This is a genomic window from Bacillus sp. 7_6_55CFAA_CT2 (assembly GCF_000238655.1).
Taxonomy (GTDB): Bacteria; Bacillota; Bacilli; order Bacillales; family Bacillaceae_G; genus Bacillus_A; species Bacillus_A cereus.
Window position 1 is genome coordinate 565,453 of sequence record NZ_JH414710.1, and the last position, 25,789, is coordinate 591,241.

The following is a 25,789-nucleotide window of genomic DNA, read 5'->3' on the forward strand; positions in this document are numbered from 1 at the left end:
TNTTTTTTATGAAAAATAACAAAACATAGAAAGGAGAAATTTATATTTTAGGAGTATAATTATGAAACTTATGATGGGTAAGTTGTTTTGGAATACAGGAGTTTCTGTACCTTGTTATCCACTGTTAGAAAATGATATGATATGTGATGTGCTCGTAGTCGGAAGCGGCGAAGCCGGTGCTCATATAGCGCATTCGTTAGCGAAAATTGGCATGAGTGTTACACTTATTGAAAAAAGAGCCATTGCATGTGGTAGCACAGCTGCTAATACAGGTTTACTACAATTTCTTCATGATAAATCGTTAACCTCTCTTATCCATACATTTGGTAAAGAAAAAGGGGTGCGAGCATATAAGCTTTGTTATGAAGCGCTAAGAACAATGGAAGCGGTAATACCGACTCTTGATATTAATCCCCATTTTATTCTGCGAAATAGTTTATATTATGCAAGTAAAAGTGAGGATGTCTCATTTTTACAAGAGGAGTACAATACGTTACAGAATTATGGATTTCCTGTTGAGTATTTTACAGCATCTGATATTAAGGAGCGTTATCCTTTTATAAAACAAGCGGCATTATATACACACGGTGATGCTGAGGTAAATCCGTATTTATTAGCACATAGTCTTTTGCATAAAGCAAACCAAATGGGAGCTAATATATATGAACATACAGAGGCAATACATATAAAAAAACGCAAAAATGATTTAATTTGTTACACGAAAACAGGGAATCAAATTGTAGCAAAGAATATTATTATGGCGACAGGTTATGAAGCGCTTTTTGGAAAGAAAGAAAAAAATACAACAGTAGACACCTCTTATGCAATTGTAACAAATGAAATAGATCAGTTTGAAGGCTGGCATGAGCGATCGTTAATTTGGGAAACGGCACGACCCTACTTATATTTTCGAACGTATCAAAACCGCATTATTGTAGGCGGATTAGATGAAGCGATGCAAATTCAAACAATCGGTGATACGAAATTATTGCATAAGCGTGATATCCTTATTAATATTGTAAAAGAGATGTTCCCGCAGTATAAAAATATACAGGCAGACTACTATTGGGCAGCCGCATTTGGTGGTACTCATGATGGTCTTCCCATTTTAAAAGAAGATGAAAAGATACATAATTTATTTTACGCATTGCCGTATGGAGGTAATGGAACTGTATATGGAATGGTCTTTGCCAAATTATTTGAGCAGTTATTTACAAATAAAGAAAGTAAAGATTTTTCTTTATTTAATCGATAGAAAAAAGGTAGCGAAGTGATGGAATGAGAGATATAAAAAAGTTTTTACAAAAATTACGTCCTGTACAACTCATCGTTTTGTTTTATTTATTAGCGGTAGTTGTATCGGTGATATTGCTTAGTTTCCCGTTTGTTACGAAGCCCGGTGTGAAATGGACATTTATAGATGCTCTTTTTACATCGGTTAGTGCGGTAAGTGTTACGGGGCTGTCTGTTATTACGATTCCAGATACGTTTACTACTGCAGGAATTATTGTTTTAGCTCTTATTTTACAATTAGGCGGCTTAGGAATTATGGCGCTTGGTACATTTGTTTGGATCATTACGGGGAAAAAGATTGGTTTGCAAAGAAGAAGATTAATTATGGCAGATCATAATCAAGGAAATTTATCGGGTCTCGTAGAATTGATGCGTTCTATTTTAATTGTAATTATTTCGATAGAACTTATTGGAGCAATCTTATTAGGTACAAGATTTTTACTTTACTTTCCGACTTGGCAAGAAGCTTATTTTCACGGTTTCTTTGCAGCTGTTAGTGCGACTACGAACGGCGGATTTGATTTAACAGGACAGTCATTAATTCCGTATAAAAAAGATTATATTGTTCAAATGATTCATATGTTACTAATTATTTTAGGAGCGATTGGTTTCCCTGTGCTAATGGAAGTAAAGCAATTTCTTAGTAAAAGGCGACAACAATTATTCCGTTTTTCATTATTTACAAAATTGACGACAACAACATTTTTCACACTCGTTGTTGTGGGGACAATTATGATTTTTTTACTGGAGAGAAATCATTTTTTAGTAGGAAAGTCATGGCATGAAACTGTATTTTATACATTATTCCAATCTGTGACGACGCGAAGTGGTGGACTTGCAACAATGGATATACGTGAATTATCACAACCGACGCTTTTATTTATGAGTATATTAATGTTTATAGGGGCATCTCCAAGTTCGGTTGGGGGCGGAATACGTACAACTACATTTGCTGTTAGTATATTGTCACTATACACCTTTGCAAGGGGCGGTAGAACAGTTAGAGTCTTCAAACGTCAGCTACATGAAGAGGATGTACTGAAAGCATCTGTCGTTATGACGATGGGGATTTTGTTATGTGCTACTGCGCTATTCATTTTATCTATTACGGAAAATGTACCGCTTATGAGCTTAATTGTTGAAGTTTGTTCTGCTTTCGGAACGACGGGACTATCAACAGGTGTCACGCCTGATTTAACAACTGTTGGGAAACTTGTACTTATTGTGCTTATGTTTATCGGACGCGTTGGTATTTTAACATTTATTTTAGCTAGTGGTGGAAGGGAACAACCACCTCGCTATAAATACCCGAAAGAGCGGATTATTATTGGATAGTATGAAACCATTCTACCTATGTTAGGTAGAATGGTTTTTTAGTCGTTAATTCCAAATTGTGGATGCATGAAAGCTTCATCTTTATTATCCGCTTCGTTTTTTAGCAACTCTTGATTTTCTTCTGAAATCCACCCAATATCATTTGTAGGATGGATCCACTCATCGCCAGCCATAATGGCAGGATCTACTTCATCACTCCAATTGTTAAGCGGACTGTTCTCGGAATTATATTTACTGTCTCCAATTACAACATTATATTGATTCACAAAAGGTTGTTGCATCGTTTTTCCTGTTCCTTTAAAAGATGGAAAATTCATTTGATGCGGGAGCGTTTCGTCTAAAATGGGTGATTGAATCTTTTCTTTTTTCTTCAAAATTATCGCTCCTTTTTATAATGATTTCTTCATATGTAGTATTTCCATCTAACGCCTCTTATGTACTTGTTAACACTTGCCAGTAATAATTATTTTAAGTTGTTTCAAACTAGAGTAGAAAGTGATTTCTTGAGAGCAGGTGAATGTATTGGTAAAAAGAAAAGTGAAACAAAATGCGGCAATCAATAATAATAAAACTCCGAAAGAAAGCTTACCAGATGCAGAATTTGCATTAGAGTATGAAGGAGAAAATAGCGCAAAGTATGCGAATCGTAATTCAAAAAAAGGGAAACAAAAATGAGGCGTTTTTTACAAACGCCTCATTTTTTTGTGGGATTATAAAGGTTTTTTTAATTATTTGTAAATTTAGTGTTTTCTATGAGCAGAAAAATGCGAAAAAACATAGAAGTAGCAACGTATTACACAAAAACAAACAACAAACAAAAGATTAATGTTGGTTTAATACTGCTTTTACACTAGTTGTTTATATTTGAGTTGTACATAAGATTTGTAAAAGGAGAGAGAAACAGTGAAAAAAACAATCTTTAAAGCTGTAGCGACTGGAATGGTATTTTCGTTATTAATGGGGTGTGGTGCAAAGAAGGAAGAAAGTGCTGGAGCGAAAGTGAAAGATGACAAATTATCTGGATCATTAACTGTTTACACAGCAATTGAAGAAGAGCTTGTACCAATTTATCTTGATTCCTTTAAAAAGAAATATCCTGATGTGAAATTGAACATTGTACGTGATTCAACAGGAGTTATTACTGCGAAATTGCTAGCTGAAGGGAAAAATACACAAGCAGATGTTGTATGGGGAACTGCGGCATCAAGTCTATTAGCTTTAGATAAAAAAGATATGTTAAAAGGATACTCTCCAAAAGGAGCAGATCGTGTTCTTCCACAATTTAAAGATGATAAGCAACCTGAAAAATGGGTAGGAAATACTGCATTTATGACGGGGATTGCTGTAAATAAAGAAGAGTTAAAGAAGAAAAATTTACCGATGCCAGAATCATATGAAGATTTAACGAAACCAGAGTATAAAGGAACACTTGTTATGCCACATCCAGCATCATCTGGAACAGGATTTTTAACAGTTTCTGCATGGCTACAAATCATGGGTGAAGATAAAGGCTGGGATTACATGAAGAAACTTCATGATAATATGGCAAGTTATACGCATTCAGGATCAAAACCAGCGAAATTAGCAGGAGCGGGTGAATATCCAGTTGGCGTATCAATGGTTTATAGTGCTTTGAAAGAGAAACAAAAAGGTGCACCAGTTGAAGTTGTATTGCCGAAAGAAGGATTAGGTTGGGAAGTAGAAGCGAACGCACTTATTAAAAAAGATAATGCAAAAAATGAAAAATTAGCGCAAGCATTTTTAGATTGGGCGATTACTGATGATGTAATGAAGTTATACTTCGAGAAAAATGGATTTGCGACAATTAAAAATAATTATAAACTTCCAGATGGATTCCCTAAAGATGTAACAGAAAAGTTATACAAAAAGAATGACTTTAAGTGGGCAGCAGAAAATCGTGACAAAATTTTAGAAAAATGGGAAAAAGAGTTTGGACAAAAAGCAGAACCGAAAAAGTAAGTGAGTGGGAGAGAGAAAAAATGAGCGAATATTTATCAATTCAACACATTCAAAAACAGTTTGATGCATTTACAGCGTTAAAAGATATTTCTTTTACTGTGAACAAAAATGAGTTTGTATGTTTATTAGGCCCAAGTGGTTGTGGGAAAACGACATTGCTTCGAATTTTAGCAGGGCTAGAAGAGGCAACAACAGGTAGTATAGCTGTGAATGGAAAAGATATTACAGCATTACCTCCTGGAAAGAGAAACTTCGGAATGGTGTTTCAATCGTATGCATTATTTCCGAATTTAACAGCACTTGAAAATATTGAATACGGCTTAAAGACAAAAAAATATGGAAAAGTAGAAGTAAAAGAGAAAGCGCTAGAGGCGTTAAAACTTGTAGATTTGCTGAATGTAAAAGATAAATATCCTGCTCAAATGTCTGGTGGACAACAGCAGCGAGTGGCACTTGCACGTGCGCTCGCTCTGTCTCCAGATATTTTGTTACTCGATGAGCCGTTATCTGCTTTAGATGCAAAAGTACGTGAAAAGTTACGTAGAGAAATGCGTGATTTGCAAGAGAAAGTAGGAGTAACAACTATTATGGTCACGCATGATCAAGAAGAGGCATTAACGATGGCTGATAAAATTGTTGTAATGAATCATGCGGAAATTATGCAGATTGGAACACCAGAGGAGATTTATCAAAGACCGGCCAATCCGTTTGTGGCAGATTTTATTGGTTCTATTAATTTCTTTTCGAAAAATAACGAAGAGCATGCAATTCGTCCTGAACATGTAACAATTGTACAAAAGGACGGTATTAAAACAGTTGTGGAAAGTATGGAGTTTCGTGGATCTGTATATCGGACGGAAGTGCGAGTCGTAGAAGAAAACACACACCTTTATAATGAGAAAATTGTAGTGGATATATTAGCATCAGAAGTAGAAGTAGCTGATATTAGAAAAGGAAAGCCGATTCAAATCTCTTTCTCAGAAAATCATATGTTGTCATATGGAAAGAAGGTCATTGTATAGATGGAGATGTTAGAAAACTACAAGGTAGAAAGTGCGAAAAAAAAGATTAAGAGAAGTATAGGGAAAGAGGAATGGATCCAAAGGCTTGTAATTATCGGTATGATTCTTTCCTTCCTTATCATACTTGTATTACCACTATTACAACTATTTACACAAGCTTTTTATAATAAAGATGGAGTTTTCATTGGTTTAGCGAATTTCAGTAAATATTTCACAACACCGACTTTAGTTCAGTCTTTACAAAATACGGTATGGATTTCGGGCGCAACAACAATTATTTCAGTTTCAATTGCATTCGTTTACGCATATGCAATTGCCCGTACGAATGTTTTTGGAAAGCGTGTATTTCAGTATGTAGCGTTATTACCATTGTTTGCACCAACGATGATGCATGGTATAGCACTTACATATTTATTTGGTAATCAAGGGCTAGTAACGAAAGGAATGTTTGGGTTATTTGAAGGTATACAAATCCCTTTATATGGACCAGTAGGAATTGTAATAGCTGAAGTTATGTATACATTTCCGCAAGCCTTTCTCATATTACTAATTGCCTTTCAAGGATCCGATTATCGTTTATATGAAGCTTCTAATATGCTAGGGGCGAGTAAAACAAAACAATTTTTCACGGTTACTTTACCTAGTGTAAAGTACGGATTAATTAGTGCAATGTTTGTTGTGTTTACACTTAGTTTCACTGATTTTGGGGCACCAAAAATTGTTGGTGGACAATATAATGTGCTTGCTACTGACGTATACAAACAAGTAATTGGACAGCAAAATATGTCGATGGGTGCAACAGTTGGAATGATTTTATTAATCCCAGCTATATTCGCATTTGCAGTTGATCGTATTACGCAAAGAAAGCAGGCGAATTTCTTATCTTCAAAAGCAGTACCATACAGAATAATAGCTAATAAGAAAAGAGATGTCATCTCATTCATATACTGTAGTGTGATTACATTTATGATCATTCTGTTATTTGTGGCAGTTGGTATTGCTGCAAGTGTGAAAGTATGGCCATATAATATGAGTTTTACATTTGAGCATTTTAATTTTTCGAGTTTAACAGGAGATGGACTTGAAGCATTTAAAAATAGCGTAATTGTTTCAGCAGTTACAGCAGTTATTGGGGCGATTTTAACATTTGTATTTGCATATGCAATTGAGAAAATAGACCAGCTACAATTCTTCCGAAAAACAGGTTACTTTTTCTCTATCGTTCCTTTAGCCATACCAGGTTTAGTACTCGGATTAGGATATGTCTTTTTCTTTAGTCAACCAACGATTCAAATTTTGGGACTATCAGTAACGAACCCGTTTCATTCTTTATACGGAACAATCGCTGTGTTAGTACTAGTAAATATCATTCATTTTTATTCTGTAACATTTGTCACGGCAACGACTGCTTTAAAGAAATTAGATCGAGAGTTTGAGCTTGTTTCGCAGTCGATGGGTATTCCGTTTTATAAAACATTCTTTAGAGTAACGGTACCAATGTGTTTACCAGCAATTTTAGAAATGGTAATGTACTACTTCGTAAATTCAATGGTAACTGTATCGGCAGTTGTATTCCTATATGCAGCTGATTTTAAACTAGCTGCCGTATCAATCGTAAATATGGATGATGCAGGAAATGTGGCGCCAGCAGCTGCAATGAGTGTGCTTATTGTTGTTACAAATATTGTAGTAAGAGTTGTATATGAATGGGGAACGAAAGCACTTCGTAACCGAACTTCACAATGGCAAAAAAGATAAGTAAGAAAGGTGATGGACAGAATGAAAATTGAAGCAGTTATTTTTGATTGGGCAGGGACAACAGTTGATTACGGATGTTTTGCACCACTAGAAGTATTCATGGAGATTTTTCATAAACGGGGTGTAGCAATTACAGCAGAAGAAGCTCGTAAGCCAATGGGGTTATTAAAAATAGATCATGTAAGGGCACTTACTGAGATGCCTCGTATTGCGAGTGAGTGGAATCGTGTTTTCCGACAATTACCAACAGAAGCAGACATTCAGGAGATGTATGAAGAATTTGAAGAGATTCTCTTCGCTATTTTACCGCGCTATGCTTCGCCGATTAATGGAGTAAAAGAAGTGATTGCTTCTTTACGTGAAAGAGGAATTAAAATTGGTTCAACGACTGGTTATACGAGAGAAATGATGGATATTGTAGCAAAGGAAGCAGCGTTACAAGGATATAAACCTGATTTTCTTGTTACGCCAGATGATGTTCCAGCAGGCCGTCCATATCCATGGATGTGCTATAAAAATGCAATGGAACTTGGTGTGTATCCGATGAACCATATGATAAAAGTTGGGGACACAGTATCAGATATGAAAGAAGGTAGAAATGCTGGAATGTGGACAGTTGGTGTAATTCTTGGCAGTAGCGAGCTCGGTTTAACGGAAGAAGAAGTGGAGAAGATGGATTCGGTAGAACTTCGTGAAAAAATAGAAGTAGTTCGCAATCGTTTCGTTGAAAATGGGGCGCACTTTACGATAGAAACGATGCAGGAACTCGAAAGCGTAATGGAACATATCGAGAAACAAGAACTTATTATTTCATAAAAGGGGAATAGGATCATGACTGAAAATCACTACTTATTATTAACACCAGGACCATTAACGACAACAAAATCAGTAAAAGAAGTTATGCTATACGATTGGTGTACGTGGGATGATGAATATAATACGATGGTGCAAGAAGTAAGAGCTAAACTTGTATCGTTAGCGACGAAGGAAGAAGAGAAATATACAACAGTGTTAATGCAAGGAAGCGGTACGTTTTCAGTTGAAGCAGTAATTGGTTCTGTTATTCCGGCAAATGGGAAGCTTCTCGTTTGTACAAATGGTGCGTACGGTAAGCGCATTGTGCAAATGGCAGAGATGTTACAGATTGATGTAGTGGTCAGTCAAACAGAAGAGTGGGAACCTACTAATATTGTAGAAGTAGAGAAGTTATTGCAAGAAGATAAAGAGATTACGCATATTGCAGTTGTTCATTGCGAAACGACGACAGGCATTATAAATCCAATTGTAGATGTATGTAAATTAGGAAAACAGTATGGAAAGGTTACAATTGTTGATGCGATGAGTAGTTTCGGCGGGATTGAAATAGACATTGCTGATTTACAAATTGATTTTTTAATTAGTAGTGCGAATAAGTGTATTCAAGGGGTTCCTGGATTCGGATTTGTAATCGCAAAACGTGATGAATTATTGAAGTGTAAAGGGCAAGGACGCTCTTTATCTCTTGATTTATATGATCAATGGGAAACGATGGAAAAACAAAATGGGAAATGGCGTTTTACTTCACCTACACATGTTGTACATGCTTTTTATCAAGCACTACTTGAACTAGAAAAAGAGGGAGGAGTAAGAGCGCGTTACAATCGATATTACAACAATCAAAAACTACTAGTAAATAGAATGGGAGAAATCGGATTTAAGCCACTAGTAGATGAGGAATACCAATCTCCTATTATTACATCTTTCATTTATCCAAAAGAGGGATTTGAGTTTCAACAGTTATATAACGAATTAAAGCGTTATGGATTTGTTATTTACCCTGGGAAAATTTCGAAAGTAGATACGTTCCGCATTGGAAATATCGGTGATGTACATGAAGAAGATATTAATCGCTTAGTTGATAGTATTGCTAAAGGAGCTGTTATTGGGTGAAAGTGTTTTGCTTAGGTGGAGCAGGTAAAATTTGTCGCGAAGCTATTTTGGATTTAGTTCAATTTTCATCTTTTGAGACAATTACAGTAGCTGATTTTAACGAGGTAGAGGGCCGTAAAGTAGTAGAATGGCTCAACGACCCTCGTGTTGATTTTGTAAAAGTAGATGTAACGGATCACGAGGATACGGTTGCAAAAATGATTGGTTATGACATTGTAATGGACGGTACGACGATAAAGTTAAACAGATTGTCGACCCGCTGTATTGCAGAAGCAGGATGTCACGGTGTGAACTTAAATGGATTTGATGAAGAAAATGAATCGCATGCTATATTTGTTGAAAATGAAAAGATATGTTTACCTGGATTTGGCATGACGCCGGGTGTAACGCAAATGATGGCAATGCATGCAGCAAATCAATTGGATACTGTAGAGTCTGTCCGTGTAAGTCACGGTTCGTATCGTCCGATTGCTTTTTCTGCATCAATTACAGAGACAACGACATATGAATATGATCCATATTTACCATCGCGTACAGTGTATGAAGATGGTGAATTTAAGCAAGTACCTCCGTTTGCGCGTCCGAGAGAAATAGAATTGCCAGAGCCTTATGGTAAGGCAACGCAGTATATCATTCCGCATTCTGAAACGATTACGCTAGCAAAGGCATTAGAAAATAAAGGTGTCAAACTGATAGAGACGAGAGGAACTTGGCCACAGCAAAATATGCAACTTGTACGTACTTTATATGATTACGGCATATTGCGTAATGATCAGATTGAAATAAACGGGAAAGAAATAGGCATTATGGATTGTATTTCACAGTATTTATTGCAATCGAAAGAAGGGCAAGAAACAGAGCTTTATGGTTATGCACTTCATGTAGAAGTAATAGGTATGAAAAATAATGAGAAGCAAAGACATGTGTTATATCATACACATCCGTTATCTGATGGTTCTGTTGTAGGATGGGAAAAATTAAGAGCGTATACGAGAAACGTCGGTATTCCATTTGGGATTGCTGCAGAGTTAATTGCAAATGGAAATGTAAATAGGGTGGGTGTTGTTACGCCTGAAGAAGCCTTTGAAAATCCACAATTGATTTTTGATGAGCTAGCAAAGCGCGGTATTCATATTCATGAAGAAGTTTCTACTTATAAAGAAAATTATAGCTTTGTATAAGTAAGGACGTTTATAAGGGAGATATAAATGAGGTGAAGCTATGTCTGTAGTAGGAGAAGAAAGAAAGCGAACCATTCTTGAAAAGGTAGAATTTAAAGGGAAAGTAAAGGTTTCAGAATTAGCGAGAGAATTTGCTGTATCAACAGAAACGATTCGTCGATATTTAGAAGAATTAGATCGTGAAAAGAAGCTGAAAAAAGTGTATGGTGGAGCTGTTCAACTTCCAGGCGCTGGAGTAGAGGCACCAATGTTAGAAAGAGAAATGCTACATATAGAAGAGAAGAAAAGAATTGGTTATAAAGCAGCGACATTTGTAGAAGACGGTGATGTCATTGCAATTGATGATGGAAGTACACCGCTTCAAATGGTTCCATACCTTGTTCATCGTAAAAACTTAACGATTGTAACAAGTTCATTTCCAGTCGCAACACAATTAATTTCTTCTATTAATAAAAAGATGTTTCACGGTGAAGTTTTGTTTATAGGTGGAAAAGTATCTCCAAAGCATTCGCGTGTATCAGGGTCTATTTCTCAGCAAGTCATACAGCAATTTCATTTTCATAAAGCGTTCGTTTCGATTGATGGGTTATTACCTAGTTTTGGAGTTTCCAGCTTTGAATTAGAGAAAGCGAAATTGTCAGAGGCGATGATGAAATTAGCTGAGAAAACATATATTTTATGTGATCATACGAAGGTAGGCGTGAAAGGGAATTATCGTATAGCAGCAATTTCGCGTATTCAACACGTAATGTGTGATAAAAAAATGCCATATAGCTTTGAAGAAGAACTTAAGAAGCATAATATTCAGTGGACAGTTTGTTAAATACAGTGAAAGCACATAAACTCCCGCCTAATTTTTAGGAGGGAGTTTTATTATCTGTAAATCGTAAAATAAAAGATTTGCAGTTATGCAAAAAGTGGACACATTTTCTCACCTCTTTCATATAATTTACCAATACAAAAAAAGTTGGTCGAAGGAAAGAAGGGAGAACATGTCAGAACGAATATATAATAAACTTGTATTGTACGCGAATATTTTGCAAAAAATCGGTGTCATCAATGAGAAGGAAAAAAGTGAAATTCTTCATACGATAGGTAAAAAAGCCCTTTGAATAAAGGGCTTTTTATTTTTTATCTTTAAAAATATAAATTTAATGTAATATTCTCATTGACAATGATAATGATATTCATTATCATTTATTTGTGGACAATTGATAATAATTATCAATTGTAAAGATTATATATGATAGGGGATATTATTTTGAAAAAAATTACATGAAGGCGCTAGTAGTAGCGACAACATTAGCAATTCCATTTGCTACGTACTCTACTCCAGCATTAGCGGCATTAAAAGTTGAAGCAAATCAATCGGTAGCAGCAGCGAGTGATCGCACGTATGATACTGAGATTAAAATATATAAGGACCAAAAAGATGAGCCATCTATGGTTTCTCAATATATAAAAGATCCTAAAGTAACGATTGCAGCTGGCAAAAAAATTGTCACTGTAACAATGCAAGATAGTGATTATTTTCAATATCTTAGAATAGAAGATAGAAACCAGCCTGGTGTATTTCATGATGTGAAGGTTTTGTCAGAAGATAAGAGGAAGAATGGAACGAAAGTAGTTCAATTTGAAATTGGTGAGTTTGAGAAGAAGCACAATATGCAAATGCATATACTTATTCCAGCTATTGGATATGATCACAAATATCAAGTTCAATTTGAAATTAAAGATCCAACTGTAGGTAACAAAGAAACAGAGAAACCAGATGATAACTCTAATTCAGGCAATACGGAAACGGATAATCCAGTTGATAATCAAAATATGATAACAGATAACAAATTAAGAGAACTTGTGAATAAAAAAGTATTTAATAGAAAAGATTTAAATACACCAATTACGAAAGAAGAGTTATTACAAGTAAAGGATTTGTTTTTAAATACGAATGAGATACTTGATTATAGTGCATTAAAATATATGCCAAATTTAAAATCTTTAACAGTTGCGAATGCGAAGATAAAAGATCCGTCGTTCTTTGCGAACTTAAAGCAATTAAGTCATTTAGCTTTGCGTGGTAATGAATTTTCAGATGTAACGCCACTTGTTAAGATGGATAATTTAGAATCTCTTGATTTAAGTAATAATAAAATTACAAACGTTGCACCACTAACTGAAATGAAAAATGTAAAAAGTTTATTTCTATCAGGCAACCAAATAGAAGATGTAACAGCATTAGCGAAAATGGAACAACTAGATTACTTGAATTTAGCAAATAATAAAATTACGAACGTTGCTCCATTAAGCGCTTTGAAAAATGTAACATACTTAACTTTAGCAGGTAATCAAATTGAAGATATTAAAGCGTTATATTCATTACCTTTAACAGACTTAGTATTAACACGTAATAAAGTTAAAGATTTATCCGGCATTGAGCAAATGAAGCAATTAGAAGAATTGTGGATCGGGAAAAATGAAATAAAAGATGTTACTCCTCTAAGTAAGATGACACAGTTAAAACAATTACACTTACCTAACAATGAGTTAAAGGATATTACGCCATTATCAAGTTTAGTAAACTTACAAAAGCTTGATTTAGAAGCGAATTATATTTCAGACTTATCACCAGTTAGTAATTTGAAAAAATTAGTATTTCTAAGTTTTGTTGCAAATGAAATCCGTGATGTCCGACCAGTTATAGAACTAAGTAAGACGGCTTATATTAATGTCCAAAATCAAAAAGTATTTTTAGAGGAAACAGAAGTAAATAAAGAAGTAAAAGTACCTATATATGAAAAAGATGGTGAGGTTTCTACGAAAATCCGTCTGAAGAGCGATAACGGTACGTATAGTAATGGTGTAGTGAAATGGAGTACACCAGGTGAGAAAATATATGAATTTGGTGTGAAAGATCCATTCGCGGATACAGGAATTTTCTTTACAGGGTCTGTTATTCAAAATGTAGTAGAAAGTAAAGACGGTAATACGTCTAAAGAAGATGAGAAAACAGAAGTGGTAGAATTTAAAGATGTACCAAAGGGACATTGGTCAGAAGAAGCAATTAATTACTTAGCGAAAGAAAAATTATTTATAGGCTATGGAAATGGTGAATTTGGATTTGGTGATAACATTACTCGTGGACAAGTAGCTCTTCTAATACAAAGGTATTTAAAATTAGAAAATAATCTAGTACCAAAAACGGCATTTACAGATACGAAAGGAAATATGTATGAAACGGCTATTGATGCAGTGGTTCAAGCTGGAATTATGACAGGCTATGGAAATGGTATGTTCCGTCCAGATGGAGTATTAACTCGATATGAAATGTCAGTAGTATTACAAAGAGTATTTCAGTTAAAAGAAAATGAAAATAGTGCAGAGAATTTTAAAGATATACCAAATGACCATTGGGCGAAAGGATATGTGAAAGCTTTAGTGGATAATAAAATATCAAAAGGCGATGGGGAAGGGAATTTTTTAGGAGATAATTTCGTAACACGTGAACAATATGCACAGTTTTTATATAATGCAATAAAGAAATAAAGTGAAACTTTAATCAGTGGGGGTTTTGTTCATTCCCCACTGATTATTAGCCCTCACTAATCGGGCTGCCCGTTAATGCGGAATAAAAAATGAGGAAAATACGCTATTCTTTAATTAAAGAGTAGCGTATTTTTATGTACAAAATGAAATAGGAAATAGATAGGAGTATAGACATATGAATAGCCTATTTTAAAGAAGAACCACGAAACTATATTGACAAAAAAGCGTTCTCATGTGATAATTCAATTAATTTTTAGAATAATCAAAAAATATTCCTTTTACATAGAAAGGATTCGAACCTTATATGAATATTATGCCGGGGGTGACGAAATGTTATTTTTTCTGAAGAAATGGAATGAATTAAAAGATGTGAAATCTGAATTGGCACTTCGTGATTGGTTTTATGGTACCAAAATTAGCTTATCGCTATGTACGTCAAAAGAGCCGTTAACATTCTTAGTAAATGTTGAAGGAAGAGATAAAGGGCTATTTTCGGAAGAAGATTTTATTGTCGTAAATTGCATGTGCGAGTCAGTATTTGAAAATGAAGAAAAACCAGCTGCAGAGTCATTTATGCATGCGGATATTTATAAAAAAAGTAGTGCAGGATGTATTTTACAAGTGCAGACTGTAGATAGTCATTTAATATCAGAGTTATATGGGGAAGAAGGAGAAGTAACGTTCGATAAACGCAGTGTGGAGCGTGTTTTCGGAAAAGAAGGTATAACAGAAATGACAATTCCAATTGTAGAAGATGAAAAAAAATTCGCTGATTTATTAGAAAGGAATGTTCCGAATTTCATTGAAGGTGGAGGAGTAGTTCTTGTTCATAATTACGGCATGATTGTGTGGGGGAAAACGCCAGAAGAGGCGAAAAAATGGCTAGAGGGTATAGAATATTTAATGAACTATCATGTAAAGTTATTAATGATTAAGGGGGCAAGGAGCTCTGTTATATAAAAATGGATGTGATATAGCTACAAGTTAATAAATAAATGAAAGCGTTTTAAAAATAATTTCACTCATAAAATATAGGTCTCCTTATTATATATAGATTACATGTTGACATGTAAGGAGGAACATATTTTGCGAGTTAAATATCATTTTCTGCCAAAGCAGCAAGTAACATTTTGCAAAATAAATGATTCTGGTGAAGAGGCACTGCAAATGATGAACGAAACGGGATTTCGAGCCATCCCGGTATTAGCAGAAGATGAGAAGAAATTCACAGGGATTATTTATAAAGTAGATTTATTAGAAAAAAATGCAATAGCGGATTAGAGCATGTAAGTGCAGGAGATATGCTCGACGATTCCAATGCATTTATTTTTGAAAAGGATTCCTTCTTCAGAGCTTTTTATGTAATTCGTCGGCTTCCGTTTTTAGCCGTGCTAAATGATTATAATGAATTTGTCGGTATGTTAACGCATTCGAATATATTTGATGTTATTGAAGATTCATTTGGTATGCGAACAGGTGGTTATATATTAACAATTGCAACACAAGATTGTAAGGGAACGATTAAAGAGCTTGGGACATTGTTAAAAGCATATAATATCGGTGGCCTATTTACGCTAGATAACGGTGATCAATATATCCGCCGCGTTATTGTAAATATATCAGATGAGTTAGATGAAACAAAATTAAAGCAATTAATCGGAAAAATAGAGAAAAAAGGATTCAGAGTGAGTCATGTAGATTATATTTAAGTTAAAAATAAAAGTACCTATCTGTTATATATAGATAGGTACTTTTTTGTCCCGCTATTTGTGGGCAGTAAGATCTTCGCCTCAAAATTCAGCGCAAGCAAAGAAGTTAAGTGGGGGCGGACTGCCCGTAAAAGCCCAATTGGTGAGGGCTGATTATATGTGAGTAATGAACTTTATTTTGAAACAGGAGGCGGGGATAATGCTAGATCAGATAAGAAAATAAAGTCTGCATGCTCACGAATTTTAGGGATAGAAGTTTCAATAACGCGTGATGTAATTTCACCTGGGGGGCCCACATGCCCGATAGCTACCATAATAGGTTTTTCTTGAATTTTTTTGATGAGTAATTGGGCTTGTTTTGAAATATGCCCTGCTGTATATACATCATCAAAAAATAGTTGGTTTTCAATAATAGGAACTCCTAATTCTTTTCCGATTTTTGGGACGACACTATTAGGATTCGTTTTACTATCTAAGTAAAATAAACCGTGTTTTTTACAAGCAGCAAGTATAAGGCGAACAATTCTTTCATCCGCTGTTACTTTTGACCCCATATGATTGTTCATTCCAATTGCATGCGGTACTTCTTGAATGGCTTGTTCAAGTCGGTTGTTTATTTCTTCATCGCTTAAATCAGTTGTAATTGCTTTCGGCCCAAGCCATTCTTTTTTACCTTTTATAGGTTCCATGGGCATATGTATAATAACTTCATGTCCTTTCTTATGGGCAGCTATTGCGTCTTCTTTTGTGGAAGGAAGAAAAGGCATAACAGCAACAGTGAGTGGAATGGGAAGTGATAACATTTGATTAGTCCCCTTCATATTATTACCGAAATCATCAATGACAATAGCAACTTTATTCGTATGAGCATTTGCTTGAATAGGAAATAAGAAAGACGGTAAAAACAAAACAATGATGAATAATGCAATCGTATATTTTCGCATATAAATATTTCCTTTCTATTGTTATCCTGCTATTTGTGGGTAGTAAGACTCCCACCTCAACATTGGGCTGGATAGGTGGGAGATTCACTGCCTACCCGATTGGTGAATGCTAATTATCAGTGGGGGCTGAACAAAAAAACACTGATTAAAGTTTCACTTTATCAATCATCATTATGTTTTGCTTTTTTATATAAATTAAACAAAAAATGTCGAAGAAAAGTAGGTGGAAAATTAAGAATCCCCGGTTTACGTAGAATTTATAAAAAAAGAAGATGAAAAAAATGTCTATTATTGCGAATGTATTTACAAAGATAGAATAATTTGTAATAATTCTCAAAGTGAGGGTAAAGATTTGTAAATTACAGGGAGAAAATGTTAAATTTTCTGATTCTTCAAATTTGCATATGATTAAGTAGTTAAAAAAAGTCAATGGAGAAGTGAAGTTAAGAGCATGGAAGTATAATAAGGGGGATATGGATGTTTACTGTAAAAAGGAAGTACACATTAGAAAAGCTTTCACGTGATATTCATATGAAACGTGAAGAAATGATTCAACTAGGATTAACAAGTGGACTAAATAGTAGGGAGACAATTCAAGTTAGTCAAGAATTGGACAAGCTTATTTTACAATATCAATGTTATAAAGAAAAACAAACACCGAAATGGTTTTCAATTATAAAAATACCTATTTTCCAAATCGGGTATGAAGGAAAATCAAATAATTTTTGGCGAATGCTTGTGGCTGGTTTTATGAAATAAGTATAATTACCCTTATAGGATAAGGATAATTATACTATGTGTAACGGAATTTCGATATGAACTGTCGTTCCTTCGTTTTCTGTACTGTCGATAAAAATATGCCCATTATACATCTCTACAATTCGTTTACATATGACAAGTCCAAGACCTGTTCCAGTATCTTTATTAGTAAAGAACGGATGAAAGAGGTGTTTTTGAATATGTTGCGGAATCCCTTTTCCAGTATCTGTAATCTGCAATTGTGCGTGTGTTTCATTGTTTTTTACTACAATGGTCAGTGTATCACTAGAAGTCATAGCCTCAATTGCATTTTTGGTAATGTTTAAAACCACTTGTTTCATATGGTCTTTCGAGCAACGGATATGAACAGGATGGTCTGGCAAATGTAAATGGAATACAATGTTATGTAAATTCGCCTCAGATTGAATAATTAATGCTACCTCATTTAGAATTGTTCTTACATCATATGTTTGTTCGATGATGGCGGTTGGCTTTCCGAGAATAAGAAATTCACTTACAATTTCATTAATTCGCTCTATTTCTTGTTCAATTACGGAAAAGTAGAACTGATCTTGTTCATCTTTATATTTCTCTTTTAATAGAGTGACGAGTCCTTTAATTCCAGTAAGAGGATTACGGATTTCGTGTGCTGTACTCGCTGCAAAAGTTCCAACTAATTCAATTTTCTGTAGTTCATTTTGTTGTCTTTCAAGTTTTGTTTGACGTTTTAACAACATATATTGAGCAAGTAAAAATAAAATAGACATTAAAAATAAAGTAGCTATACACTCTATTGCAACCCACTGGTATAAGGTTTTTTGATGAATAGGTAATGGAGAAACAGAGACCTTCCAATTTAATCTTTGGAGTGGGGTAGTAAGCATATTAGAATGCGTATCACTTGTGTCGTTATTATCATCGGTTAGAAAAACTACATCATGTTTATCAGTTACCTCAAAATGGTATTGTGGTTTAATGGCATTTAAAGAAGATGAAATGTAATCAAAGTGTAAACTAGCTAATAATAATCCTGAGAGCTCCTTCTGTTTATTAAATATGGGGGCAGCAATCATAATAGCTTTATGTCCAAGAACGCGATCAGTAATGACTGATGATACAGTGGTTTTTTTAGTTTGGAGCACGTCTTGAATATATTTACGATCTGAAACATCTATAGGCTTTGATTCATCTTCAGATGCGATTGTAATGACCCCTTCTGGTGTAGCGTAATATAAACCAGAAAAGCGTGCATTGTTTCCATCTGTATCATGTACAATTTGTTTAATGCCATTTATATTACCAGTCTCGGTGCCTACAACTTTTGCAAGCATGTCTAAAGCAGAAATTGCTTCACCAAGATGATGATCTAAATAATCTCTATATAAAAAGAGAACTGTATGAGCGGATAATTTGTTTTCTTGTTTCATTTTATATGTATGATACGAATAAAATGTAGCACCAATCCCTATTGTCGGTAGGATAACAAGCAATATATATACAATTATGCTTTGGAATTTGACTTTCAAATGTGGTACTCCTTCTTTTTTTATTATCATTATATATAAACTATGTTAAAATTGTCATGTTTTTATTCAAGAATGATTTTTAATATATTAGGGGAGAGGAAATGGATGAGTGAATGCTCATTCGGAATTCACATGAAGTATGAAGTGGTATTTTCTTTTTATTGCTGAGAATTTAAGTGAAGGGTTGAAAGTTGTATGACATCAAATAATGAACGAGAAGATATTTCTCAATCTTTAAAAGTATTTATTGCATTATCTCGTGTACATCGTTCTGTTATGGATACTACAAATAAATCTATACAAAGTAACGGGTTAAATCCAACTGAATTTGCTGTATTAGAACTGCTATATCATAAAGGCGGTCAACCACTCCAGCAAATTGGTGAGCGCATTTTAATAGCTAGTGGCAGCATTACATATGTTGTAGATAAGTTGGAGAAAAAGGGATTAGTAAAGAGAATCCCATGTCCGAATGACAGACGTGTTATTTACGCGCAATTAACTGAGTCTGGCGAGAACTTTATTGCTTCTATTTTTCCGGGGCATGAGAAAGTTATACATCAGTCTTTTGAAATGTTAACGAAAGATGAAAAAGATGAATTACTTGATTTATTAAAAAAAATTGGGAAGTATGAAAAATAATATGTTCCAAAGGAGCTTTGGATAAATAAATCCAAGGCTTTTTTATTTGTAATGAACTCATGGCAGTCACTGCCGAAATTTGTTGAAAATTAAGAGGGGATTCGAGAATACGTATTGAATTATAATAAAGGTATGTAATGGAGAGGAGGCTCGTTCATGTCATTTAAAGACTATGAATATAAACGCCCAAATATTGAAGAGTTAAAAGAGAAATTTACTGTTGCTTTAGAGAAGTTTGATAACGCAAAAACTGTAGAAGAACAAAAACAAGTCATTCATTCAATTAATGAGATTCGCAATGATTTTGGTACAATGGGAAACCTTTGTTACATTCGCCATTCTGTTGATACGACGGATACTTTTTATAAGGAGGAGCAGGATTTCTTTGATGAATTCTCTCCAGTTGTACAAGGATATGGTACAAAATATTATAAGGCACTCATTAATTCTCCATTTCGTGAAGAATTAGAGGCGTATTATGGAAAACAATTATTTGCTCTAGCAGAATGTGATTTAAAAACATATTCAGATGAAGTCGTGAAAGATTTACAATTAGAAAATAAATTATCATCGCAATATACACAGTTATTAGCATCTGCAAAAATTGACTTTGCTGGAGAAGAAAGAACGTTATCGCAACTGATTCCGTTTATGCAAGGAAAAGAAAGAAGCGAACGTAAAGCAGCAAGTGAAGCATACTACGGATTTTTAGCTGGAAATGAGGAAGAACTAGATCGTATTTATGATGAGCTTGTTAAAGTGAGAACGAAAATCGCAAAATCTTTAGGTTTCAAAAACTTTGTTGAACTTGGATATGCAAGAATGTACCGTACAGATTATAATGCGGAGATGGTGGCTAATTACCGTCAGCAAGTGCTAGATTATATCGTTCCCGTTACAACGGAATTAAGAAAGCGACAACAAGCACGTATCGGTGTAGAGAAGTTAGCTTATTACGACGAAAACTTTGAGTTTGCTACAGGTAACCCAACTCCAAAAGGAGATGCGGATTGGATTGTTGATCATGGAAAGACAATGTATAAAGAGTTATCGGTTGAAACAGATGAATTTTTCAATTTCATGCTAGATAATGATTTATTAGATTTAGTTGCGAAAAAAGGAAAAGCTGGTGGCGGATATTGTACATATATTGAGAATTATAAAGCGCCATTTATTTTCTCAAACTTCAATGGAACATCTGGTGACATTGATGTATTAACACATGAAGCAGGTCATGCTTTCCAAGTATATGAAAGTCGTAAATTTGAAATTCCAGAATATAATTGGCCAACATATGAGGCATGTGAAATCCACTCTATGAGTATGGAATTCTTTACATGGCCATGGATGAAGCTATTCTTTGAAGAAGATGCAGATAAATATTACTTCTCTCACTTAAGTTCAGCACTTCTGTTTTTACCTTATGGTGTATCTGTTGATGAATATCAACATTATGTATATGAAAATCCTGAAGCATCACCTGAAGAGCGTAAGACAGCATGGCGTAACATAGAGAAGAAATATTTACCACATCGTGATTATGAGGATAATGATTATTTAGAGCGCGGTGGTTTTTGGCAACGTCAAGGGCATATTTATAGCTCACCGTTCTATTATATTGATTACACGCTTGCTCAAATTTGTGCGCTACAATTTTGGAAACGTGCAAGAGATAATAGACAAGAGGCTTGGGAAGATTATGTGAATCTGTGCCAACAAGGTGGAAGTAAATCGTTCTTAGAATTAGTAGAAGTTGCAAATTTAACATCACCATTTGCTGAAGGCTGTGTGAAAAGTGTTATTACAGAAATTGAAGCATGGTTACATGCGATTGACGACACAAAATTGTAAAAAACATGCGCTTTTTTTCACATGTTTAACATCGACATAATGGGAAAATGATGAGATAATAAAAGAAAATTCAGAATACTAAAGAGGTGTTTCTAATAAGGAGCACCTCTTTTCACAAACAAAAGGGGGGAACAAGTATGCTTCAATCTAATATGGATGTAAGTTTAGAAAGTTTAGTAAACTCATTACAGTCTACTCGAAGCACGCTATTATCAGAAATTGAAATGTTAAATGACACAGAAGTGAATGTAAAGCCACGCCGTGATAAATGGAGCATTATTCAAATTTTACACCACTTGCATTTAGTTGAACAATCTGTCACGTCTGCCCTTGTATATGCTTTACAAAAAAAGGAAAGAAACATGACTCCATTTAAAGACCTCCAACTTACGCTTGATCGCACACATAAACGAGAAGCTCCTCAGCAAATGCAACCAACAGAAACTTTAATGAAAAAACAGCAAGGAATTCAATTGCTAGAGCATTCACGCCAAGAACTATTACACGCGCTTCATAGTGTTATAGATGAAAAAGATTTATTTGAAAATGGATTAAAGCATCCTGTTTTTAATGATCTGAATTTGTATCAATGGGTTCAATTTCTTGATTTGCATGAACAAAGACATCTTACGCAGTTAAAAGAGGCGAAACATGCAATTTTGCAACGCTAAAGTGGAAGAAGTGGGAAACCACTTCTTTTTTGATACGTGCATAGTTTTCTTTCTTATTTTGGAATACTACATGGAGAAAGAAAAGAAGGAGTTGAAAAAACATGTCTAAGAAGAAGCGAGAAGAAGAGCGCGCCTGGAAAGCACGTAAAGAAAATCAACAACCGCACGGAAAAGTGAAAGCTTTTGCTGAATTAGTTGAAGGAACAGAAAAAACGTGATGAGTATTTCATCACGTTTTTTGTATGAGTGGAAAAGTTAATAAAAAGGTTGTACCGATTCCTTTTTCACTTATAATATCAATTTTTCCATTCATAGCTTGAACAACACTGAATACGACCATCATTCCAAGTCCAGTACCTTTTTCTTTCGTTGAATAAAAAGGAGAGCCAAGACGTTTTACTTGTTCTGAATCCATACCGACTCCTGTATCTTTTATATATAACTGAATATGCTTATGATCAGGAACTAATGTGAAATAAAGATCACCGCCTTTTGGCATAGCCTCAATGCAATTTTTTAAAATATTTAATAAACATTGATTTAGTTTTTGCTTTTCACCAGCGATAAAAAAAGAAGTGCTTTGCTTTATATAATGAGTACGTACATTTGTTAAATTAGCAAGCGGTGTAATTAACGACAATGCATGTAGTAATTCTTCTTCTAACTGTAATGTTTGTTCTTTTTCAATGCTTGGTTTAGCAAAGGTTAAATAATCTGTAAGAACATGATTTGCTTGTTCGATGCCATTAATGGCAATGTCGATATATAATTTTCGTTCCTGCTCAGTGCATGTACCTGATTGTAACAGTTGTAAAAAACCTTTCGTTGAAGTTAATGGATTACGAATTTCATGAGAGATAGACGCTGCCATTTCACCAATTAAATGAAACTTTTCAGCATTTATAAGTTCGTTTTGGAGACGAACTTGAGTTTGTAATATGTGTAGTAAATATAGAATTAGAATCGTACCAAGCATTGAACATAACTCATACACAATAATATGCGGTATATAATCAGTCTTATTTGTAACCTTTGAAAGGAAGAAGGGTATCCAACTAAATCCGTATGTGAGACTGTAGATAATAGCAAGTGTTATTTTTATACGATTAGAAGTTCGATTGAAAAATTTATATGTTAATAATAGAACAATAAATAGAAGAACAGAACCGATAAGAGATGGGAAAACACCTACCCCACCTAATAATAAGCGATATATGTTTAATACAACTAAGATAGAACCACCAGCAATAGGCCCTCCCGTTAATGTACCGACAATTAATACAATATGGCGCATATCAAATTGAAAACCATTATTTGTTTTTGCTGCAAATGTAATACAGAGTACGGTAGCAAGGCAACAGAGTACAATGAATATAGCTGAATTTAATTTAGGAGAGCGTTTCCCTTTTTGATTCCAAAATAAATGATATACGAGCATTGTAATCAGGATGAATAATATATTTAAAAAGAGATAAATAATAAAGGATTTCAGTGGGATGCCTCCTCTCTTCTTAGATTAAATTAATCATACTATAAAATGAAAGAAATGAAATAATAAATAGCGGAAAAATCAGAAATTTTTACGCTAGTATACAATATGTTACAATAAGCTGTGTCAATGAAAGAAGAAATTCCGTGCATCGCGCGGGAGAGGTTCGCGAACTCCCTCTATAAAAAACTATGGAAACAACAATATCCTTAGGTATTGTTTTGTTTTTTTATTGTGACAGTTCAAGAACGTTCTTTCTTCTTATTTATAGTAGAGAAGGAGAATGAGTGAAATGAAAAAAGAAAAAGCAGTTGTTGTTTTTAGTGGAGGACAAGATAGTACGACATGTTTATTTTGGGCAATAGAGCAGTTTGCAGAGGTAGAAGCTGTAACGTTTAATTACAATCAACGTCATAAGCTAGAAATTGATTGTGCAGCGGAAATTGCAAAAGAACTAGGAATAAAGCATACGGTACTAGATATGAGTCTATTAAATCAACTTGCTCCAAATGCGTTAACCAGAACGGATATGGAGATTACACATGAAGAAGGTGAATTGCCATCGACATTTGTAGATGGACGAAATTTACTCTTCTTATCATTTGCTGCTGTATTAGCAAAACAAGTTGGAGCACGTCATATTGTAACGGGTGTATGTGAAACTGATTTCAGTGGTTATCCAGACTGCCGTGACGTGTTTGTGAAATCGTTAAATGTTACTTTAAATTTATCTATGGATTACCCGTTTGTCATTCACACGCCACTTATGTGGATTGATAAGGCTGAAACATGGAAATTATCAGATGAACTTGGAGCATTTGAGTTTGTTCGAGAAAAAACATTAACATGTTATAACGGAATCATTGGTGATGGTTGCGGTGAATGTCCAGCATGTCAACTTCGTAAAGCAGGATTAGATACGTACCTACAAGAACGCGAAGGAGCGAATAACTAATGGACAACTTTTTTGGATTTCGCATCGTAGAGAATTTGCAAAAAATGGACAAGGATATTCAGCGTAAACAACTCAAATACCATAATAAAAGAGTAATGGTCAGCAAGGAATTTACATTTGATGCAGCACACCATTTACACTGTTATGAAGGGAAATGTAAAAACTTACACGGTCACACATATAAAGTTGTATTTGGAATTAGTGGATATGTAAATGAAATAGGTCTTGCAATTGACTTTGGAGATATAAAAGAAATTTGGAAAAATGAAATCGAAATTTATCTAGATCATCGTTATTTAAACGAAACGTTACCTGCAATGAATACGACTGCTGAAAATATGGTCGTTTGGATTTATGAAAAGATGGCAGAAGCACTAACAAAAGAGAATCGAGTGAACGAATATAAAGGAGCTCGCGTTGAATTTGTTCGTCTATTTGAGACGCCGACTAGTTATGCGGAAGTAAGACGGGAGTGGATGCTTGATGAGTAAAATCCCTGTCTTAGAAATATTCGGTCCGACTATTCAAGGTGAAGGAATGGTTGTAGGGCAAAAAACAATGTTTATCCGTACAGCTGGTTGTGATTATAGCTGTGCTTGGTGTGATTCTGCTTTTACGTGGGATGGATCAGCTAAAGATCAAATTAGACAGATGACACCAGAAGATATTTGGGATGAGCTTGTTGCAATTGGAGGAGAAAATTTTTCTCATGTTACGATTTCAGGTGGAAATCCGGCATTACTGAAAAATATTGAGTTTCTTCTTTCTATATTAAAAGAAAATGGAATGCGAACGGCAATTGAAACGCAAGGGAGTAAATGGCAAGATTGGTTACTTCAAATTGATGAGGTAACAATTTCTCCAAAACCACCAAGTTCAACGATGAAAACAGATTTTCATAAGTTAGATGCTATTATTCAGAAACTAGCAGGAAAAGATATTAGTTTAAAAGTAGTAGTATTCGATGATCATGATTTTGAATATGCAGTTAAGATGCACGAACGTTATCCAAAGGTACCATTTTTCTTACAAGTAGGAAACGATGATACAAAAACAGTGGATGATGCGATGCTTATAAAAAAATTATTAGATAAGTATGAATGGCTGATTGATAAAGCTGTAAATTGTAAAGAGATGAATGATGCAAAAGTATTGCCTCAGCTTCATGCGTTAGTATGGGGAAATAAGCGCGGCGTATAACG

Annotated in this window: 24 protein-coding genes, 1 pseudogene and 1 riboswitch; of the genes and pseudogenes, 21 read left to right on the top strand and 4 right to left on the bottom strand. The window is 34.6% G+C overall.

The window, feature by feature from the left end; genetic code table 11:
* The first annotated feature begins 61 nt into the window (after positions 1-61).
* Both HMPREF1014_RS18525 and HMPREF1014_RS18530 read left to right on the top strand, forming a co-directional pair.
* Positions 62-1,255, top strand: coding sequence for an NAD(P)/FAD-dependent oxidoreductase (locus tag HMPREF1014_RS18525; protein WP_000772515.1), 1,194 nt, complete (start codon positions 62-64; stop codon positions 1,253-1,255).
* Between the two features lie 23 nt (positions 1,256-1,278).
* Positions 1,279-2,628, top strand: a complete 1,350-nt coding sequence (locus HMPREF1014_RS18530) for a TrkH family potassium uptake protein (RefSeq protein WP_001204691.1) — start codon at positions 1,279-1,281, stop codon at positions 2,626-2,628.
* A 38-nt stretch (positions 2,629-2,666) separates the two neighbouring features.
* Here the strand turns inward: HMPREF1014_RS18530 and HMPREF1014_RS18535 are convergent, their stop codons facing one another.
* Positions 2,667-3,002, bottom strand: a complete 336-nt coding sequence (locus HMPREF1014_RS18535) for a DUF3905 domain-containing protein (RefSeq protein ID WP_000726027.1) — start codon at positions 3,000-3,002, stop codon at positions 2,667-2,669.
* 148 nt (positions 3,003-3,150) lie between these two features.
* Between HMPREF1014_RS18535 and ykzP the strand changes: the two genes are divergently transcribed.
* The 11 genes and pseudogenes from ykzP (at position 3,151) to cbpA (ending at position 15,750) form a co-directional block, all read left to right on the top strand.
* Positions 3,151-3,303 carry a protein YkzP gene (ykzP, locus tag HMPREF1014_RS31695; RefSeq protein ID WP_000240799.1) on the top strand — a complete coding sequence of 51 codons (153 nt, stop codon included), beginning with the start codon at positions 3,151-3,153 and terminating at the stop codon, positions 3,301-3,303.
* A 228-nt stretch (positions 3,304-3,531) separates the two neighbouring features.
* Entirely contained in the window at positions 3,532-4,608 is a 1,077-nt protein-coding gene (locus HMPREF1014_RS18545) for a putative 2-aminoethylphosphonate ABC transporter substrate-binding protein (protein ID WP_000750897.1), read from the top strand.
* Positions 4,609-4,628: 20 nt separating this feature from the next.
* The gene (locus HMPREF1014_RS18550) at positions 4,629-5,630 is read left to right on the top strand and encodes a putative 2-aminoethylphosphonate ABC transporter ATP-binding protein (protein ID WP_000006192.1); all 1,002 of its coding nucleotides are present in this window, start codon (positions 4,629-4,631) and stop codon (positions 5,628-5,630) included.
* On the top strand, positions 5,631-7,388 hold the full coding sequence (locus tag HMPREF1014_RS18555) for a putative 2-aminoethylphosphonate ABC transporter permease subunit (protein WP_000425514.1): 1,758 nt from the start codon (positions 5,631-5,633) through the stop codon (positions 7,386-7,388).
* 21 nt (positions 7,389-7,409) lie between these two features.
* Complete coding sequence (gene phnX / locus HMPREF1014_RS18560; protein ID WP_000687365.1) at positions 7,410-8,204, top strand: phosphonoacetaldehyde hydrolase; 795 nt, start codon at positions 7,410-7,412, stop codon at positions 8,202-8,204.
* A 15-nt stretch (positions 8,205-8,219) separates the two neighbouring features.
* Complete coding sequence (gene phnW / locus HMPREF1014_RS18565; RefSeq protein WP_000138231.1) at positions 8,220-9,317, top strand: 2-aminoethylphosphonate--pyruvate transaminase; 1,098 nt, start codon at positions 8,220-8,222, stop codon at positions 9,315-9,317.
* Positions 9,314-10,498: a saccharopine dehydrogenase family protein gene (locus HMPREF1014_RS18570; RefSeq protein WP_000862172.1), complete on the top strand. Its 1,185-nt coding sequence runs from the start codon at positions 9,314-9,316 to the stop codon at positions 10,496-10,498. The genes phnW and HMPREF1014_RS18570 overlap by 4 nt, the downstream gene beginning before the upstream one ends.
* 40 nt (positions 10,499-10,538) lie before the next feature.
* Positions 10,539-11,321 (top strand): DeoR/GlpR family DNA-binding transcription regulator, encoded by a 783-nt coding sequence (locus tag HMPREF1014_RS18575; RefSeq protein WP_000117669.1) that lies wholly within the window; start codon positions 10,539-10,541, stop codon positions 11,319-11,321.
* A gap of 452 nt (positions 11,322-11,773) precedes the next feature.
* Entirely contained in the window at positions 11,774-14,041 is a 2,268-nt protein-coding gene (locus tag HMPREF1014_RS18585) for an NEAT domain-containing leucine-rich repeat protein (RefSeq protein WP_000646265.1), read from the top strand.
* A gap of 330 nt (positions 14,042-14,371) precedes the next feature.
* Complete coding sequence (locus tag HMPREF1014_RS18590) at positions 14,372-15,001, top strand: class II aldolase/adducin family protein (RefSeq protein WP_000896005.1); 630 nt, start codon at positions 14,372-14,374, stop codon at positions 14,999-15,001.
* A gap of 126 nt (positions 15,002-15,127) precedes the next feature.
* Positions 15,128-15,750, top strand: a pseudogene (cbpA, locus tag HMPREF1014_RS18595) (cyclic di-AMP binding protein CbpA).
* 173 nt (positions 15,751-15,923) lie between these two features.
* On the opposite strand, the gene HMPREF1014_RS18600 reads toward cbpA, so the two are convergent.
* Positions 15,924-16,694, bottom strand: coding sequence for a divergent polysaccharide deacetylase family protein (locus tag HMPREF1014_RS18600; RefSeq protein ID WP_001234107.1), 771 nt, complete (start codon positions 16,692-16,694; stop codon positions 15,924-15,926).
* A 477-nt stretch (positions 16,695-17,171) separates the two neighbouring features.
* Between HMPREF1014_RS18600 and HMPREF1014_RS18605 the strand changes: the two genes are divergently transcribed.
* Complete coding sequence (locus tag HMPREF1014_RS18605; protein WP_000495536.1) at positions 17,172-17,453, top strand: aspartyl-phosphate phosphatase Spo0E family protein; 282 nt, start codon at positions 17,172-17,174, stop codon at positions 17,451-17,453.
* Between the two features lie 29 nt (positions 17,454-17,482).
* Here the strand turns inward: HMPREF1014_RS18605 and HMPREF1014_RS18610 are convergent, their stop codons facing one another.
* Positions 17,483-18,979 (bottom strand): sensor histidine kinase, encoded by a 1,497-nt coding sequence (locus tag HMPREF1014_RS18610; RefSeq protein ID WP_000865071.1) that lies wholly within the window; start codon positions 18,977-18,979, stop codon positions 17,483-17,485.
* Positions 18,980-19,174: 195 nt separating this feature from the next.
* Here HMPREF1014_RS18610 and HMPREF1014_RS18615 point away from each other — a divergent pair, with 195 nt between their 5' ends.
* The 4 genes from HMPREF1014_RS18615 (at position 19,175) to HMPREF1014_RS32250 (ending at position 22,361) form a co-directional block, all read left to right on the top strand.
* Positions 19,175-19,621 carry a MarR family winged helix-turn-helix transcriptional regulator gene (locus tag HMPREF1014_RS18615; RefSeq protein ID WP_000203336.1) on the top strand — a complete coding sequence of 149 codons (447 nt, stop codon included), beginning with the start codon at positions 19,175-19,177 and terminating at the stop codon, positions 19,619-19,621.
* A 156-nt stretch (positions 19,622-19,777) separates the two neighbouring features.
* Positions 19,778-21,472: a M3 family oligoendopeptidase gene (locus tag HMPREF1014_RS18620; protein WP_000008578.1), complete on the top strand. Its 1,695-nt coding sequence runs from the start codon at positions 19,778-19,780 to the stop codon at positions 21,470-21,472.
* Positions 21,473-21,609: 137 nt separating this feature from the next.
* Positions 21,610-22,143 (top strand): DinB family protein, encoded by a 534-nt coding sequence (locus tag HMPREF1014_RS18625; RefSeq protein WP_000941970.1) that lies wholly within the window; start codon positions 21,610-21,612, stop codon positions 22,141-22,143.
* Between the two features lie 101 nt (positions 22,144-22,244).
* Positions 22,245-22,361: a DUF6254 family protein gene (locus HMPREF1014_RS32250; RefSeq protein ID WP_000038355.1), complete on the top strand. Its 117-nt coding sequence runs from the start codon at positions 22,245-22,247 to the stop codon at positions 22,359-22,361.
* Between the two features lie 11 nt (positions 22,362-22,372).
* Here HMPREF1014_RS32250 and kinB read toward each other — a convergent pair whose 3' ends face one another.
* Positions 22,373-23,581, bottom strand: a complete 1,209-nt coding sequence (gene kinB / locus HMPREF1014_RS18635) for a sporulation sensor histidine kinase KinB (protein ID WP_000964156.1) — start codon at positions 23,579-23,581, stop codon at positions 22,373-22,375.
* Between the two features lie 206 nt (positions 23,582-23,787).
* Positions 23,788-23,831: riboswitch (PreQ1 riboswitch) on the top strand.
* Positions 23,832-23,924: 93 nt separating this feature from the next.
* On the opposite strand from kinB, the gene queC reads away from it, so the two are divergent.
* The 3 genes from queC to queE are packed head-to-tail and all read left to right on the top strand — an operon-like array spanning position 23,925 to position 25,787.
* Positions 23,925-24,587, top strand: coding sequence for a 7-cyano-7-deazaguanine synthase QueC (queC, locus tag HMPREF1014_RS18640; RefSeq protein ID WP_000711595.1), 663 nt, complete (start codon positions 23,925-23,927; stop codon positions 24,585-24,587).
* Positions 24,587-25,078, top strand: a complete 492-nt coding sequence (gene queD / locus HMPREF1014_RS18645) for a 6-carboxytetrahydropterin synthase QueD (protein WP_000368414.1) — start codon at positions 24,587-24,589, stop codon at positions 25,076-25,078. Before queC ends, queD begins: the two co-directional genes overlap by 1 nt.
* Positions 25,071-25,787: a 7-carboxy-7-deazaguanine synthase QueE gene (queE, locus tag HMPREF1014_RS18650; protein WP_000036297.1), complete on the top strand. Its 717-nt coding sequence runs from the start codon at positions 25,071-25,073 to the stop codon at positions 25,785-25,787. The genes queD and queE overlap by 8 nt, the downstream gene beginning before the upstream one ends.
* Positions 25,788-25,789 lie beyond the last annotated feature (2 nt).

Bases quoted from the DNA above. Each gene is read 5' to 3' on its own strand.
- HMPREF1014_RS32250 (WP_000038355.1), top strand. From the start codon at position 22,245: ATGTCTAAGAAGAAGCGAGAAGAAGAGCGCGCCTGGAAAGCACGTAAA.
- HMPREF1014_RS18530 (WP_001204691.1), top strand. From the start codon at position 1,279: ATGAGAGATATAAAAAAGTTTTTACAAAAATTACGTCCTGTACAACTC.
- HMPREF1014_RS18555 (WP_000425514.1), top strand. From the start codon at position 5,631: ATGGAGATGTTAGAAAACTACAAGGTAGAAAGTGCGAAAAAAAAGATT.
- HMPREF1014_RS18615 (WP_000203336.1), top strand. From the start codon at position 19,175: ATGACATCAAATAATGAACGAGAAGATATTTCTCAATCTTTAAAAGTA.
- HMPREF1014_RS18550 (WP_000006192.1), top strand. From the start codon at position 4,629: ATGAGCGAATATTTATCAATTCAACACATTCAAAAACAGTTTGATGCA.
- queD (WP_000368414.1), top strand. From the start codon at position 24,587: ATGGACAACTTTTTTGGATTTCGCATCGTAGAGAATTTGCAAAAAATG.
- queC (WP_000711595.1), top strand. From the start codon at position 23,925: ATGAAAAAAGAAAAAGCAGTTGTTGTTTTTAGTGGAGGACAAGATAGT.
- HMPREF1014_RS18600 (WP_001234107.1), bottom strand. From the start codon at position 16,694: ATGCGAAAATATACGATTGCATTATTCATCATTGTTTTGTTTTTACCG.
- HMPREF1014_RS18590 (WP_000896005.1), top strand. From the start codon at position 14,372: ATGTTATTTTTTCTGAAGAAATGGAATGAATTAAAAGATGTGAAATCT.
- HMPREF1014_RS18625 (WP_000941970.1), top strand. From the start codon at position 21,610: ATGCTTCAATCTAATATGGATGTAAGTTTAGAAAGTTTAGTAAACTCA.
- HMPREF1014_RS18575 (WP_000117669.1), top strand. From the start codon at position 10,539: ATGTCTGTAGTAGGAGAAGAAAGAAAGCGAACCATTCTTGAAAAGGTA.
- phnW (WP_000138231.1), top strand. From the start codon at position 8,220: ATGACTGAAAATCACTACTTATTATTAACACCAGGACCATTAACGACA.
- HMPREF1014_RS18605 (WP_000495536.1), top strand. From the start codon at position 17,172: ATGTTTACTGTAAAAAGGAAGTACACATTAGAAAAGCTTTCACGTGAT.
- HMPREF1014_RS18525 (WP_000772515.1), top strand. From the start codon at position 62: ATGAAACTTATGATGGGTAAGTTGTTTTGGAATACAGGAGTTTCTGTA.
- HMPREF1014_RS18585 (WP_000646265.1), top strand. From the start codon at position 11,774: ATGAAGGCGCTAGTAGTAGCGACAACATTAGCAATTCCATTTGCTACG.
- kinB (WP_000964156.1), bottom strand. From the start codon at position 23,581: ATGCTCGTATATCATTTATTTTGGAATCAAAAAGGGAAACGCTCTCCT.
- phnX (WP_000687365.1), top strand. From the start codon at position 7,410: ATGAAAATTGAAGCAGTTATTTTTGATTGGGCAGGGACAACAGTTGAT.
- HMPREF1014_RS18620 (WP_000008578.1), top strand. From the start codon at position 19,778: ATGTCATTTAAAGACTATGAATATAAACGCCCAAATATTGAAGAGTTA.
- queE (WP_000036297.1), top strand. From the start codon at position 25,071: ATGAGTAAAATCCCTGTCTTAGAAATATTCGGTCCGACTATTCAAGGT.